Consider the following 14,232-nt stretch of genomic DNA (forward strand, 5'->3'; position numbering starts at 1 on the left):
GTGGCGCGCGCTTTATCTGCCGCCCGCGATCGCCCGTGCCTCGGCGGCCACGCCCACGAGCGAAAGCTGATCGCGCACCTGATCGATGAAGATGGCCGCCATCAGCGCAAGCATCAGAATCGTGAGCGCGCCTTTCACGGGCTGCGCGAGCGACGGCAGATCGAGCTTTTGCGATACCTTTCCCGTAAAGCCGAAGCCGATGTCGATCAACAGCAGCATCAGCATCATCGGCGTTGCCAGCTTCGCCACCGTTTCCATCAGCGAATCGGTCTTCGAAAGCACGAACGATTCGAGTACCGAGCCGCCCGCGGGCGCGAGGCTGCCGAGCGGCCACCAGGTGTACGACTCGTAAATCGCGCCGAGCAGAAACGTCATGCCGCCGAGACACCAGAACGCCGCAATCGCGAACTGGCTCAGGAGCGTCGACGTGAGCGACGTCTGCTGTCCCTGGCTCGGGTTCTGCATCTGCAGTTGATTGAAGCCGGTCAGATCGTCGACGTACGTGCCGACGCTTTCCGCGGCCCAGAACACCGTCGATGCCGCGAAGCCGAGCCCGACGCCGATCAGCGCCTCCTTCAAGCCGATACCGACGAGTATCGTCGCATCCCCCTGCTCGAGCAGGCCGCGCTGCCCGTATGCGACGAAGCTGCCCCACAGCAGCGCGAGCGCGGTGCGCACGCGGCCCTGCACGACGTTGTCGGACGTGGGCGGAAAGATCATCATCAGCACCATCAATCGCTCGCTGCAAAGGCCGAGCACGATCAGAAACCTGACCAGTTGGTGGCTCGATTCGATCGATGCAAAGGTGATCTCGCTCATGTCGGTCGTCTGTCGTTCAAAGGATGTTTGCCTGCGAGCAAGCTCGCTGCTTCAAAACGCCGGACTGGGCCGGCGGTTCTCCGATGTTTCCTCGTCCTGCGCGTCCTCGATCGCCAGCTCGATGGCCTTGACGAGCGCGTCGCGCCGCTTGCCGTAGATGTCGATGCGCGCGCGGTTGCGCAGAATGTCCGTGCGCATCGCGCCGATCTGCGCCTGCTTCGCCGCCAGCGCCTGCCCGGCCTGATCCGCCTGTGCTTCGAGCATCGCTTGCTGCTCGGCCGCATGCGAGCGGAATTCGCGCAGCTTCAGATACGCGTCCGCCCTGAACGATGCGCCGCCGAGCATCGTGTCGATCTTGCCGTCGTGCGCAGCCAGCTCGGCCGCATGCGCGCGCACCGCCGCCCGACACTCTTCCAATACGCCCGCGAGCGCCTGCAGCTCGCCGCGCAAAGCGCCGAGCGCCGCATTGAGCTTGCGATCGAGCTGGCGGCGGCGCGAGAGCACGCGCTCGAACGCGGCAACGCGGCGGTCTTTCATCGCTGGCCTCCGGCATCAGGACTGGACGATTTCGCCCAGGGCCGCGATTGTGTCGTCCGGATCGACGAGCAGATCGGTCGGCTGCCCGAGGAAATCCCGAATCGCGTCGATCTTTGCAATGGCTTCGTCGGCAAGCGCATCGGTGCCGCTCTGATACTCGCCCACCTGCAGCAGAAGTTCGACCTCCTTGTGCTTGGCCATCAGCCGCCGCACGTGCCCGGCCGCCGCCACGTGCTCGCGCGAAACGACCTGCGTCATCACGCGCGAGAGGCTGCCGAGCACGTCGATCGCCGGATAGCGGTTCTGTGCGGCGATCTCGCGCGACAGAATCATGTGGCCATCGAGAATCCCCCGCACTTCCTCGGCGATCGGGTCGCCGCCCGATTCGTCCTCGGCCAGCACCGTATAGAGCGCGGTGATCGAACCGAGCGCCGAGCGGCCCGCACGCTCGAGCAGCCGCGGCAGCTCCGCGAAGATCGACGGCGGAAAGCCGCGCCGTGTCGGCGGCTCGCCCATCGCGAGGCCGATTTCGCGCTGCGCGCGCGCAAAGCGCGTCAGCGAATCCATCATCAGCAGCACGCGCATGCCGCGGTCGCGGAAGTATTCGGCCACCGCCGTTGCCGCATAAGCGGCCTTCGCGCGCTCGATCGACGAGCGGTCCGAGGTGGCGCAGACCACCACGGAGCGGGCCATTCCGTCGGGCCCGAGAATGTGCTCGCAGAATTCGCGCACTTCGCGGCCCCGCTCCCCGATCAGCGCGATGACGTTGACGTCGCAGCGCGCACCGCGCGCGAACATGCCCATCAACGTGCTCTTGCCGACGCCCGCCGGTGCGAAGATGCCCATGCGCTGCCCCTCGGCCAGCGTCATCATGCCGTCGACGACGCGCACGCCCGTGGGCATCGGTGTGTCGACGACGGGCCGCGACATCGGATCGGGCGGATCGGCGATCACGGGCTGCCACTCGTCGCATTCGAGCGGCCCCTTGCCGTCGATCGGCTCGCCGAGGCTGTCGATCACGCGGCCGAGCAGGCGAGGGCCGATGCGCAGCGAAAGCGGCCGCCGAAGTCCCACCACGCGCGTGGCCCGCGACACGCTGCCGAGCCGGCCGAACGGCGAAAGCAGCGCGACGTCGCGCGAGAATCCGACCACTTCCGCACGCTGCAGCAATGCGCCTTCGGGCGAGCGCAGCTCGCACAGCTCGCCGAGCGTCGCGTCGAGGCCCGATACGCGTACCAGCGTGCCGATCACTTCCTGCACCTTGCCGCATGCCGCGGGTTGCGCGCGGGCACGCAGTTCGCGCTCCATCGCATCCGCCAGCGCCGAAAAACCGCGCACGGCATGGTGTTGCGCTTCCGGCGTCCCGCTCGCTTCGCCGGTTCGGAGATCGTCCGCGCTGTCGATCATGGCGCTTCCTTCGTTGTCATGTGCTCTTCCGTGTGCCGTGTGAAGCGCGCTCAGACGGACATCGCGTCGGCGTCTTCATGCGCGACGTCGGCCGAACCGTCGGCGGGCAGGTCGGCCGCCGTTTGCATGGCGCCACCGTCTTGCCAGCCTGCTTCGACGCCGATGTTCCCGCCCGCGTCGTCGCCAGCGTGTTCATCTGCTTCGTCGCGGCCCGCGCCAGCGCCGATGGCGTGCTCGCCCGTCAGCGTGTCGGCGTGCGCCGCGACATCCGCCAACGCGCCGAAATCGCGTTCGTCGGAGACTTCTGCATCATCCTCCGGCCGCGCATCGGGCGCGTCACACCCGGGTGCCGGCGCCACGCTGCGCACCGCGCGCGCCAGTGCGCCGCGCATCGCGGCCAGGTGCAACGACAGGCTCGCGTCGATCGCACCAAGATCGGTTTCGGCGATGCACGCGCCGGGCGCGAGCGCCGCATCGGCCACGGCGCGCAGCCGCACGGCGCGGCCGGCCTCGCGCCATGCCAACGCGGCTTCCTCGAACGCCGCGCTCGCCGCGGCCAGATCCGACGGATGAACGCGCAGATGAATCGGGCTGCCGTCCGCGACGATGCGCTCGACCGTCGCGGCCGCGCGCGCGAAGAGCGCCTTGGGATCCGTCGACGCAATGATCTGCTCCACCGCAAGCGTCACGAGTTCGGCCAGCCGGTTCTGCTGCCCGGGCTCGATCCGGCAGGCTTCGGCATGCGCCGCCGCCGCGCGTTCGTGCCAATCGGCCAGCCCTCGCCGCAAGCCGTCGTCGTAACCCCGCTCGGCCGCCTGCGCAAACTCGCGCATCGCTCGCTCGACGAGGTCGTCCGCGCGGGCCTGCGCATCGTCGAGCAGCATGCGCGCTCGGGCGCGCGCCGCGTCCAGCGCCTCGTCGCATTGGCGATGCATCTCGGCATACGCCGCATCGATCTCGACGATCGCCGCGAGATCGGCATGACGCAGCACGTCGCCTTCGACACCCACGCCGAGGCCCGTGCCTTCGGCCTGCGGATTACGTAACCAGATCACCATGACCACTCCGGAAACAAGTCGGGCAGTTGCGAGACGATCGAAAGGCTCGGGTTCGAGCCCTCCGAAGGCAGTAATGCAGGCGGCAACGAAGGTGGCGGCAGCGCCCCCGCGTCGTCGCGCGCCGGCATGGCCAACTGCATGATCGCGAGCGGGCCGCTCGGCGCCCACCGGCAGTCGCGCTCGAAGAGCCGAAAACCGAGCCAGGCGAGCGCATCGCCATCAACCGAGTCGAGCGACACGTGTATCGCCGATGACGTGCCATGCATACGCGCGGCACGCAAGCGGGCATCCCCGCCAAGGTCGCGCCCGCGCGCGAGGAGCAGCTTCACGCCGCGCGCCCCGATCCAGCTCGCCAATTTCTCGCGGCGCGGCCGGTCGATCCAGGTGCGCAACGCGTCGGCCTGCTCCACGAGCGCGCGCAAGCGGAACACGGTCACGCAATCCTGTGCCGGCAGCACGGTCAGTGCCGAGTCCGGCGCGTCGAACGCGGCGAGCGGCGGCACCGGCATGCCCCATTCGTCGAGCAGCGCGGCGGCAAGCGCCTCGACCTGCCCCGGGCCACATGCGTCGAGCAGGTCCGCGCAGGGCACCTGCGCGCGGCGCGCAGGATGCATCCAGTCGAATAGCGTGCGCCGGCGCCGATGATGGCTATCCAGCCGGGCCGCAACGGCCGCCGGCACCCCGACGCAGGCAAGCGCCGTCGCGCCGCTTGCCGCGGCGAGGCTGTCGTCGGTTGCGTCGTATGTGCTCATCGTGGGCTCACCCTGCTTGCCATGTCAGTCGTGCGATCGCGCGGGCCGACCATCATGCCGGCGCTTTCGCCGCGCGCCCTGTCCGGCGCGCGAGCAGGCCCGCCAGGCCGCCGCCGCCCTTGAGCAGGGTGCCGCGCAACAGCGCAAAGCCGCCGGCGATCATCAACAACAGCATGCCGAGCGCGCCGCCCGCATAAACGATCCACCCGCCCTGCCGGCGCGGGCGGGCAGGCGCATCGAGTGCATCGGCCGGCACGCTCGTCACGCTGACCTGATCGTAGGTCAGCCCCTCTATGCTGTGCACGACGAGGTTCTTGATCGCAGGGGTCATCCGCTCGAGATTCGCATCGGGCCGGTACTTGATGAAGACCGACGCGGACGACGGCTTGACCGACTGCGCCAGCGGATCGTTGTTCGGCAGCACGATCTGCACGCGCGCCACGACCACGCCGTCGATCTTCGACAAGGTATCGTCGAGCTCCTGCGACAGCCCGTAGATGAAGCGCACGCGCTCCTCGGTTGGCGTGGATACGAGCCCGTCCTTCTTAAAGAGCGAGCCGAGATCGTCGAACTTCTTGCGCGGAATGCCGCGTGCGCGCAGCACTTCCACGGCATGCACGATCTGCTTTTCGTCGACGCCGACCGACCAGGTCTTGCCGCCGTCCGGCGTGCTCTTTTGCGCATCGACGCCCGAGCTCAGCAGCGCGGCGACCATCTCGTTGCAGTCGCTTTCGCTCAACTGGCCGTACAGCTCCTGCTTGCAGGCCGCGAGCGACAGCACGAGCACAGCCGCCGCGACGAGCCGCCATGAAGCGCGCGGCCTTGAAGGCACGAGGTTCGATTTCATCAGAATTTGCTCCGAGAGACCCCGCCATTTCCCCCGAGGGGACTTCCTTCGGGGCGGATGGCGGGAAGGACTGTGGTGTCGAGCATGATCGAGATACCAACGCTGCGCTGAACATTCTCCGATGCGGACGTGCATCGCCAGGTGTGGGAATCACCTGCCTTTAGGCGGGTGAGGACGTCAAGTCATTGGTTCTTCATGAGCGTCTGCACAGCGTCCTTCGACGACTGGACGGTCGCCATCTTCACCTGCAGGTCGGCGTTCAGGCTCGCGATCTCGAGCTGGATCGTCATATCGGCGGCGGCGAGGCGCTCCATCGACAGCGCGCTCATGTGCTGGGTCATGTAGAGCACGTCGTTCGGCACCTGCCGGTAATAGTCGGCCTGCTCCTCGACCGCTTTCGTCACGAGGTCCGCGCGCTCGGTCGGGTGAACGGCTCCCGCGTGCGGCTGCGCCGAGGCCATCATCGCCTGGAATTTATCGACGAGTGGTTGCGACACGGCGTCCGCATTCGGCGCCGCGGACGACGTGCCGGTCACGCGGGCCAGTTCGTACTCGAGTTGCGATGCTGTCGTGATGCTCATTTCGTTTCTCCTGGTAACGGCAACAGGCTCAGACGCGCATGTACTGCATCGTCAGCAGCATGTCGCTGGATGAGGGCGACGGCGTCGCGTCCGCCACGCTGTCCTCGGCATGCGCTCCGTTCTCGAACGCGAGCGCGGAATCCGGCGCAACGAAGTGCCCCGTGCGCTTCGCCGTCGCGACCGCCTGCTTCAGTTCCTCGCTCGCGAGCAACACCTTGGCGAGCCGCTCGACGTCTTTGTTGCCGCCTTCCTCCAGCAGGGTCCGGGCCTCCTCCTGCCACCCGAACTCCTGGCGGGCCTTCAGGCACTGCAGCAACATTCCCTTGCTCGCCGGCACGCACACCGAACGCTCGACCAGGTCTCGAAAGAGCCATTCGGCTTCGCTCCATTCCTGGCGCACCATATGCAGCCAGCCGTCGAAAAACGCGAATTCGGCGGAATCAGGGCGCAGCAGATGCAGCCCTTCGACGAGGTGCTCCAGATCGTCGATGTCAACTTGCTCCGGCGTGCCGGCGCGGGCCAATGCGACCCTGACCAGGTCGACGATCGCGCCGACGACTCCCGACGGGCACTGCGGCCGATCCTTCAGAACGTCCATCCTTTCCCCCAAGGAAATCAGATTCGATCCGATGAGCCGCACCCGATGGGGGGCGGCCTTCCGTTGACGCTAAGTTACGCAACGCGACGCGGGTGCCGCGTGCCGCGCACGAAGTCGCACAACGAATTGCGAAGCTGCCGCAAGCGACAGGCGACGGCCAGCGTCGCTTTCGCTTCCGTCCGCGCTCACGCTGCGCCGCGTTGCACGTTGCCTCGTGCGTTGCCCGATTCGCGCAGTCCGCGCTTACCGTGAAGCGACCTTCCGTCACCTCGCTTCGCAGCCCTTGTCCTTGCTTCGCATCGTCATCGCGCCGGCCGCGGCGGCGCCGCTAACGTTGCATCGGGGCGCCCCATCCCGGGTGCCCGCCTGCGAACAGCAAAGGACAGTCCGTCATGAGCGACGAGAAAACCGAAGAGCCCACAGACAAGAAGCTGGACAAAGTCCGCGAGGAAGGCCAGGTCGCGAAGAGTTCCGACCTCGTCGAAGTCGCGTCGCTGGGCTCGATCGTGCTCGTGCTGACGGCGGGCCAGCACTACCTTGCCGATACGCTGCGCGCGGTCGTCAAGGAGGCGATCGATTTCACGCGCGGCCCGCGCGAGTTGCAGGACCTCTCGGTCGCGCTCGTTCATATGGGCCTGCAGGCGCTCGGCCTGCTGTGCGGGATCGCGGCCGTCGCGCTCGTCGCGGCCTTCCTCGCGCTTGCCCCGCAAACGGGGCTCAAGATCTCGCTGAAAGCCGTCATGCCGAAGCTCGCGTCGGTCAGCCCCGGGTCCGGCTTTCAGCGGATCTTCTCGATGAACTCGGCCATCGATCTCGTCAAGATGGTCGTCAAGGCCGCGATTCTCGTCGCCGTCATGTGGCAGACGATCAAAAGCGCGATGCCCGTCGTCGCGAGTGCGCTCGACCGGTCGGTACCCCAGTTGATCGCCGTGCTGTGGTCCGTGCTCATGCATGTCGTCGTCGTCGCGCTCGGCGTGTTCATCGCCATCGGCGCATTCGACTACAAGCTGCAGAAGTGGCTCTTCATCCGCAAGAACCGGATGTCGAAAGACGAGGTGAAGCGCGAGCACAAGGAAAGCGACGGCAACCCGGAAGTCAAGGGCGAACGCAAGCGCATGGCCAGGGAAATGTCGCAGGAAGGCCCGAAAGGCGGCGTATCGCGTGCGAACGTCGTGGTCGTCAACCCGGTTCACTACGCCGTCGCGCTGCGCTACGACCCGACGGAGTTTCCGCTGCCCGTCGTGCTCGCCAAGGGCCTCGACGAGCAGGCGCTGCGGCTGCGCCAGCAGGCGATGCACGCGCGCGTGCCCATCGTCGCGAACCCGCCCGTCGCGCGGATGCTGCACAAGGTACCGCTCAATCAGCCGATTCCCGAAGAACTGTTCGAAGTCGTCGCCGCGATTCTTCGCTGGGTGGACGGCCTCGCGCCTCAAACCGCCATCACGGAGTAGTGGACATGCTGAAGACCATCAAGCTGCCCGGCATCGGCGAGGCCGGCATCGCCATCCTGCTGATCGCGATCGTCTCGCTGATGATCCTGCCGCTGCCGCCCGCCATCATCGATGGTTTGCTCGCCATCAACATCGCGATCAGCATCACGCTGCTCATGGTGACGATGTACGTCGGCCATATCGCGACGCTGTCGGCGTTCCCGTCGGTACTGCTTTTCACGACGCTTTACCGGCTCTCGCTGAACATCGCGTCGACGAAGTCGATCCTGCTGCATGCCGATGCCGGCGAAATCATCGAGAGCTTCGGGCAGCTCGTCGTGGGCGGCAATCTCGTCGTCGGCCTCGTCGTGTTCGTCATCATTTCGGTCGTGCAGTTCATCGTCATCGCCAAAGGCTCGGAACGCGTCGCCGAAGTGGGGGCGCGCTTCACGCTCGATGCGCTGCCCGGCAAGCAGATGAGCATCGACGCCGATCTGCGCGCGAACATCCTGACACCGGAGGAGGCGCGCAGCAAACGCGCGCGGCTCGCTATCGAAAGCCAGCTGCACGGCGGCATGGACGGTGCGATGAAGTTCGTGAAAGGCGATGCGATCGCCGGCCTCATGATCACGATGATCAACATCGTCGCGGGCATTGCCGTGGGCGTCGCCTATCACGGCATGTCCGCCGGCGAGGCGGCCAACCGCTTCTCGGTCCTCTCGATCGGCGACGCCATGGTCTCGCAGATTCCGTCGCTGCTGATCTCGGTGGCCGCGGGCGTCATGATCACGCGCGTGGACGAAGGCGGCGAGCACGGCAACGCCTCGCTCGGCGAGGACATCCGGCGCCAGTTTACGAGCAGCTCGCGCGCGCTCTACTTCGCGTCGCTGCTGCTGCTCGGTTTCGCGGCCGTGCCCGGCTTTCCGGCGGCGCTCTTCGCGTTGCTCGCCGGGCTGCTCGGCTTCGTCGGCTACCGTCTGCAGAAAAAGCAGCACGGCACGTCCAAAGGCGGCGGCAAGCCCGTCGTCGCGCTGCAGCGTGCCGGCGCCAGGGGCGACGCGCCCTCGATCCTGCCGCGCCCGCCGCAGTTCACCTGCCCGCTCGGCGTGCGGCTCGCGCCCGACGTCAGCGCCCGGCTCGCTGCCGATGCCCTTGACCGCGCGTTCGATGCACAGCGCCATGCGCTGCAATCGGAAGTCGGTCTGCCGTTCCCGGGCATCATGATGTGGACCGACGGCACGCTGCCCGAGGACAGTTACGAAGTGCTCATCTTCGACGTGCCGCAAGGGCGCACCACGCTCGCCGAAACGGGCGCGGTACACGCGGCGGCCGACGGCGCCGCCGCGGGCGCGCCTGCCGCCGCGCCGACACCGGAAGCATTGATCGCTCGCCACACGATCGACCTGCTGCGGCGCAATGCCCATCTCTTTCTCGGCATTCAGGAAGCGCAGTGGATGCTCGATCAGCTCAACGAGGACTATCCAGGCCTCGTCGCCGAGGTGCAAAAGGCGCTGCCGCTGCAGAAGATGGCGGACGTGCTGCGCCGGCTGCTGGAGGAGGACGTGCCCGTGCGCAACATCCGCAGCATTACCGAAAGCCTGATCGTCTGGGGGCCGAAGGAGAAGGACATGCTGATGTTGACCGAGTACATCCGCATGGAGCTCGGCCGGCTCATCGCCTATCGCGCGACGGGCGGCCCACGGGATCTGCCCGTCCTGCTCGTGGACGTTCAGTTGGAGCAGCACATCCGGCAGTCGATCAAGCAGACGCCCACGGGCAACTTCCTCGCGCTGCCGCCCGACGAGATCGCCGGGCTCGTCGGCAAAATCGCGGAGCTCGTCGGCGACACGCCACGCCAGCCGCTCGCGCTCGTCGCGTCGATGGACATCCGGCGCTACATCAAGCGCATGATCGAGGCGCGGCTGCCCTGGCTGCCCGTCTACTCGTACCAGGAGCTCGGCGCTCACGTCGATCTCCAGCCCGTCGGCCGCCTGGCGATGTGATCGAGCGAGCCGCGCCATGCACACCTCCGCCCATCATCGCGCACGCATCATCGTCGCGCCGACGAAGCATGACGAGCCGGCACCCGACATGCCGGCCGCGCAATTGAGCCGCCAGGCCGCCCTGTTTCAGCGCCTGCGGGAAGGCGCCCGCGCCCACGCGTGGGAAACGCCCGGCGACGAGCAGCCCTGCGCCGCACCGGCCGAGCCGCCATTCGCCGAGCAAGCCGATCCGCTCTACCCGGTCGCCGGGTTCACCGCGGACGAACATCGCGACGATGCCGGCAGCGGCGAGCGCGACGACGACGCACCGGCCGGCTCCGGCGACGAACGCGATGACGCTACCGCGCACGCTCGATCGTCAGCGCCGGTGCCGGCTCCGGTACCTGCGATGATTCATCCGCCCATGCATTCGACGATGCATGAGCTCATGCATGTGCCGGCATATTCGACGATGCCCGCACCGACGCCGACGCCGATGCCGGCGCGCGGTGCGGCGCCGCTTTCCCCGCAGAGGCCGCCCAACGCCCAGCCATCGATGGCTGCGCCGGACATGCCGCGCGTACCAGCCACGCGCGAGCCGCAGCGCCCCGAAGCAGGCGGCGCGCACGCCGTGGTCGCCGTGCGGGCACCGGCGCGCACGGGCCACGACATGAACCGGTTCGTCGATTCGATCGTCGCCGAAGTGTCCGACTTCTGCGCGAACCCGATCGTCCTCGAAAGCGGCGACTGGCAACTGACGATTCCCATCGATCCGGCGCTGCTGCCGGGCTGTACGTTGAACCTCGCGCTTTCGCATTTCCAATTGACGCTTCGCTTCGACACCACGGACGAACGGTCGCGCGAACTAATCTCACAACATGCGACGACGTTGCGCGAAAGCCTCGAGGAAGTGATGCAAAGCCGCTTCGACGGCACGCGCAGCGTCGAAATCATCGTCACGTAAAGCCAATATGGACATCACTCGAACGCTACCGACCAACGACGTTCCCGCAGGCGGCCAACCGCACGCGGTTGCCGTTTCGCTCGATCCCGCACGGCTGCCCGCGCTTGCGGCCGCCACCGCGCGCCAGCATCGGCTCGCCGTCGACGAGCGCTTGAGCGCGCTACTCACGCACACGCTCGGCGTCTCTGCGTTCGGCGTCGGCGCGCGCGATCTCGTGGACCCGGCGCGCGCCGCCGTCGTGCGCCTGCGCTGGGGCATCGAAATGGCAGCGGTGCGCATCGACGTCGGACAGCACGCGGGGCTCGCAAGCGTGGTCGCATCGGACGAGCCCGCCAACGAGCCGCTGCGCCAGGCCGTGTGCGCCATTCTGCTCGAGCCGGTGCGACGCGCGCTGCAGACGCTCGGGTTCGACGGCGTGGAAGTGCTCTCACTCGAACGCGCCGCGTCGCAGACGCTGCATGCGCCTTGCTGCGCGTTCACGTTCCGCGTGGGCGACGCACGCTTCGACGCGGCCATCGAGCACATCGACGGTGGCTGGCTCGACGCACTCGAGTCACTCGTGGCCCGCCAATGCACGCCGTTCGCCACGCACGTCAGCGAGATCGCCGTTCCCGGCCGGCTGCAGATCGGCGAGAAAACGATGAACGTGACGACGCTCGATTCGCTGCGCACGGGGGACGTCATCTTGCGTGCCGTACCCGAAGCCACCCGCGCGCTCTTCGCGAGCGCGCGCCCATCCGCCCCGATGCAAGTTGTCTGGGGCCGCTACGGGACGCGGCAACTGCGCGCCGTGGCAGACGTCACCCACCATCTGATGACCTTGAGCGAGGACCCCACCATGAGCCATGACACGCAGTTCAACGCGCCGCTTACCGATTCGATCGACACGCCCGTCGAAATCAGCCAGCTGGACCTGCCGCTGAAGCTCGAGATCGACACGGTTTCGATGCCGGTTGCCCAGCTCTCGGCGCTGCGCGCGGGCTACGTGCTCGAGCTTCCCACCGCGCTGCCCGATGCGCGCGTGCGGCTCGTCACCTACGGGCAGACGATCGGCTTCGGCGAACTCGTGAGCGTCGGCGATCATCTCGGCGTGCGTCTCGTTCAGCTGTCGCGCGGCCATGGTTCAGTTTAGCGATCTCACCGGGCTGCTGATCACCGTCGTCGCGATCAGCCTGATCCCGTTCGTCGCCATGGTCGCGACCTCGTACGCGAAGATCGTGGTCGTGCTCGGGCTGTTGCGCAACGCGCTCGGCGTGCAGCAGGTGCCGCCGAACATGGTGCTCAACGGCATCGCGGTCCTCGTCTCCGCTTACGTGATGGCGCCGATCGGCATGCAGGCCATGCAAACCATGCAGACGATGCACCGTACCCCCGGCAGCGACACGTCGCTCGTCGTGCTCGATGCCTTCGATGCGGCAAAGGAGCCGTTTCGCGCCTTTCTGAAGAAGCACGCGCACGAGCGCGAAAAGCGGTTCTTCGTGCGCTCGGCCACCGTGGTCTGGCCGAAGGACATGGCGGCGAAGATCCGTGAGGACGACCTGATCGTCCTCGCCCCGGCCTTCACGCTGACCGAGATGGCCGACGCCTTCAAGATCGGCTTCCTGCTGTACATCGCATTCATCGTCGTCGATCTCGTCATCGCCAACGTGCTGATGGCGATGGGCCTGAATCAGGTCCAGCCGACGAACGTCGCGATTCCGTTCAAGCTGCTCTTGTTCGTCGTCATGAGCGGCTGGTCCACATTGATTCACGGTCTTGTCATGACCTATCGCTGAGGCGCGCGCCATGGAAACCGATACGCTCGTTCGCATCACCTCGCAGGGCCTGCTGCTCTGCCTGTCCGTCTCGATGCCGGTGGTGGCCGTCGCCGCGCTCTCCGGCCTCGCGATTTCGTTCGTGCAGGCCATCACGTCGATGCAGGACCAAAGCATCTCGTACGCGGTGAAGCTCGTGGCCGTCGTGGCCACCGTGCTCATCACCGGCGCCTGGGGCGCCGCCGCGATCCTGCGCTTCGCCAATCAGATCATCACGCTCGCGGTGCCATCATGAATTCGCCGATCCGCAACAACCACGGCCACCACGCCGCCGATCTCGCGCAGCAGGCGCAGGCCGGCGCCGAGCACATGGGGCAGCTGACCCAAGCGCGCGGCTTCACGGGCGTGAAGGTGCAGCACACGAAGATGCAGCGCGCGCGCATGCAGCACAACAAGATGCTCGCCGCCGCTTTCTACCGCGGCAAGCGTTTTGCCGAGGGCATGCACAAGCCGCCGCCCCCTTCCGCGCAAAAGCTGATGCGCCAGCTCGGCCAACGGCCGCGGCCGGCGGGCTCGGCCAAGGCGCAAGGCAAAGAGGCATCGGCTCGCGAACGGCCGGACGGCCAGCACGTGCTCGAGCCCAGGCACGAGCATGAGCACGAACACCCGCACGAGCGCGAACGCGAGCACGAGCACGAGCAGGGTCGGCAGCAAAAGCGCGAGCGCGATCAGCAACACGGCGACGGGCAGCAACAGCATCGCAACGGCCATGGGCACGATCGCGGCTCGAATCCGCAGGGCGAAGAGCACGGACAGGGGCAGGGGCAGCCGCAGCAGAATGCGCCGCGCGACGGGCAGCCTCGGCGCGACGGCCGTCAGTCCGGCGAAGGCCGCGACAAACCGCGCAAGTTCGCGATCGGCAAGGCGGGCCGGGCCAAGGCCGCCGCGCGCAGCCAGCCGCTCGCGGCCACGATGCAGCTGCTCGCGAGGCAAAGGCTCGGTGCGCCGGACTTGCCGGCCGAACTCGCGGCGGCGTGCGCGAAGGAGGTGCTGCGGCTTGCCGCGCAGATCGAGCTGGGGCCCTTGCTGGCGGTGCCGATGCTGCTCGCGATGCGCTCGCCGATGGCGCTCCGGCGCAATGCTGCCCGGCTTCACGCGCACCGCCATGCGGCACTGATGCAAAGCGCCGCGACCCCGGGCAAGGCCGCCGCGGTGGCGGGGCTTCTCGGCGTATCGCTCGACAACACGCTCGCGCGCCAGAGCGCGGGCATCGAATACTCGTACGACGATCAATCGATCGCGGCAGTGAAGCAACGCATTCTCGACACGCAAGCCGCGCTGCCGGCCGGCGCGGCACAAGCCGGTGCCGCCGTCACGGGCGGCGCGATCGGTGGTCAAGCCGCCGCCGCGCGGCAAGGGGCGGCCAAGCCCACGGTCGGCGCTTCGGATAAGACGTTCGAAGTTCGCATGGCGCCGGCTGCGCCAACGGCAAAGCCCTAAACT

The 14,232-nt window shown here is 67.5% G+C and carries 16 protein-coding genes; 7 read left to right on the top strand and 9 right to left on the bottom strand.

What is annotated here, in order from left to right; translation table 11 throughout:
- Window positions 1–12: 12 nt before the first annotated feature.
- The 8 genes from sctT to SB771_RS21750 all read right to left on the bottom strand — a co-directional run bounded on the left by sctT (window position 13) and on the right by SB771_RS21750 (window position 6,641).
- The gene (gene sctT, locus SB771_RS21715; RefSeq protein WP_175662440.1) at window positions 13–819 is read right to left on the bottom strand and encodes a type III secretion system export apparatus subunit SctT; all 807 of its coding nucleotides are present in this window, start codon (window positions 817–819) and stop codon (window positions 13–15) included.
- Between the two features lie 51 nt (window positions 820–870).
- A complete protein-coding gene (locus SB771_RS21720; RefSeq protein ID WP_175662439.1) occupies window positions 871–1,356 on the bottom strand; it encodes a type III secretion system protein in 486 nt (161 codons plus the stop codon).
- A gap of 15 nt (window positions 1,357–1,371) precedes the next feature.
- Window positions 1,372–2,763: a type III secretion system ATPase SctN gene (gene sctN / locus SB771_RS21725; protein WP_012372014.1), complete on the bottom strand. Its 1,392-nt coding sequence runs from the start codon at window positions 2,761–2,763 to the stop codon at window positions 1,372–1,374.
- Between the two features lie 50 nt (window positions 2,764–2,813).
- On the bottom strand, window positions 2,814–3,821 hold the full coding sequence (gene sctL, locus SB771_RS21730; RefSeq protein ID WP_175662471.1) for a type III secretion system stator protein SctL: 1,008 nt from the start codon (window positions 3,819–3,821) through the stop codon (window positions 2,814–2,816).
- Window positions 3,815–4,501, bottom strand: coding sequence for a type III secretion protein HrpB4 (locus SB771_RS21735; protein ID WP_244097811.1), 687 nt, complete (start codon window positions 4,499–4,501; stop codon window positions 3,815–3,817). The genes sctL and SB771_RS21735 overlap by 7 nt, the downstream gene beginning before the upstream one ends.
- A 124-nt stretch (window positions 4,502–4,625) precedes the next feature.
- Window positions 4,626–5,420: a type III secretion system inner membrane ring lipoprotein SctJ gene (gene sctJ / locus SB771_RS21740; RefSeq protein WP_175662437.1), complete on the bottom strand. Its 795-nt coding sequence runs from the start codon at window positions 5,418–5,420 to the stop codon at window positions 4,626–4,628.
- Between the two features lie 182 nt (window positions 5,421–5,602).
- Window positions 5,603–6,001, bottom strand: a complete 399-nt coding sequence (locus SB771_RS21745) for an HPr kinase (RefSeq protein WP_011660748.1) — start codon at window positions 5,999–6,001, stop codon at window positions 5,603–5,605.
- Window positions 6,002–6,029: 28 nt separating this feature from the next.
- A complete protein-coding gene (locus SB771_RS21750; RefSeq protein WP_241244714.1) occupies window positions 6,030–6,641 on the bottom strand; it encodes an HrpB1 family type III secretion system apparatus protein in 612 nt (203 codons plus the stop codon).
- A 350-nt stretch (window positions 6,642–6,991) separates the two neighbouring features.
- Between SB771_RS21750 and sctU the strand changes: the two genes are divergently transcribed.
- From sctU to sctS, 6 genes are read left to right on the top strand one after another with little or no spacing between them, the layout of a single operon-like run.
- Entirely contained in the window at window positions 6,992–8,050 is a 1,059-nt protein-coding gene (gene sctU / locus SB771_RS21755) for a type III secretion system export apparatus subunit SctU (RefSeq protein ID WP_175662436.1), read from the top strand.
- A 5-nt stretch (window positions 8,051–8,055) separates the two neighbouring features.
- Window positions 8,056–10,032, top strand: a complete 1,977-nt coding sequence (locus SB771_RS21760) for an FHIPEP family type III secretion protein (RefSeq protein WP_175662435.1) — start codon at window positions 8,056–8,058, stop codon at window positions 10,030–10,032.
- Between the two features lie 16 nt (window positions 10,033–10,048).
- Complete coding sequence (gene sctP / locus SB771_RS21765) at window positions 10,049–10,975, top strand: type III secretion system protein SctP (protein ID WP_175662434.1); 927 nt, start codon at window positions 10,049–10,051, stop codon at window positions 10,973–10,975.
- 7 nt (window positions 10,976–10,982) lie between these two features.
- Entirely contained in the window at window positions 10,983–12,107 is a 1,125-nt protein-coding gene (sctQ, locus tag SB771_RS21770; protein ID WP_175662433.1) for a type III secretion system cytoplasmic ring protein SctQ, read from the top strand.
- Window positions 12,094–12,750 carry a type III secretion system export apparatus subunit SctR gene (sctR, locus tag SB771_RS21775; protein ID WP_006750699.1) on the top strand — a complete coding sequence of 219 codons (657 nt, stop codon included), beginning with the start codon at window positions 12,094–12,096 and terminating at the stop codon, window positions 12,748–12,750. Before sctQ ends, sctR begins: the two co-directional genes overlap by 14 nt.
- A 10-nt stretch (window positions 12,751–12,760) precedes the next feature.
- Entirely contained in the window at window positions 12,761–13,024 is a 264-nt protein-coding gene (gene sctS / locus SB771_RS21780) for a type III secretion system export apparatus subunit SctS (RefSeq protein WP_011660754.1), read from the top strand.
- Here sctS and SB771_RS21785 read toward each other — a convergent pair.
- On the bottom strand, window positions 12,994–13,722 hold the full coding sequence (locus SB771_RS21785; protein ID WP_244102873.1) for a hypothetical protein: 729 nt from the start codon (window positions 13,720–13,722) through the stop codon (window positions 12,994–12,996). The genes sctS and SB771_RS21785 overlap by 31 nt on opposite strands.
- Between SB771_RS21785 and SB771_RS21790 the strand changes: the two genes are divergently transcribed.
- Complete coding sequence (locus SB771_RS21790) at window positions 13,702–14,229, top strand: hypothetical protein (RefSeq protein ID WP_244102874.1); 528 nt, start codon at window positions 13,702–13,704, stop codon at window positions 14,227–14,229. The two genes, SB771_RS21785 and SB771_RS21790, sit on opposite strands and share 21 nt — an antisense overlap.
- The last annotated feature ends 3 nt before the right edge of the window (window positions 14,230–14,232 follow it).

The sequence above is a fragment of the Burkholderia sp. SIMBA_051 genome, assembly GCF_046534915.1.
Taxonomy (GTDB): domain Bacteria; phylum Pseudomonadota; class Gammaproteobacteria; order Burkholderiales; family Burkholderiaceae; genus Burkholderia; species Burkholderia ambifaria.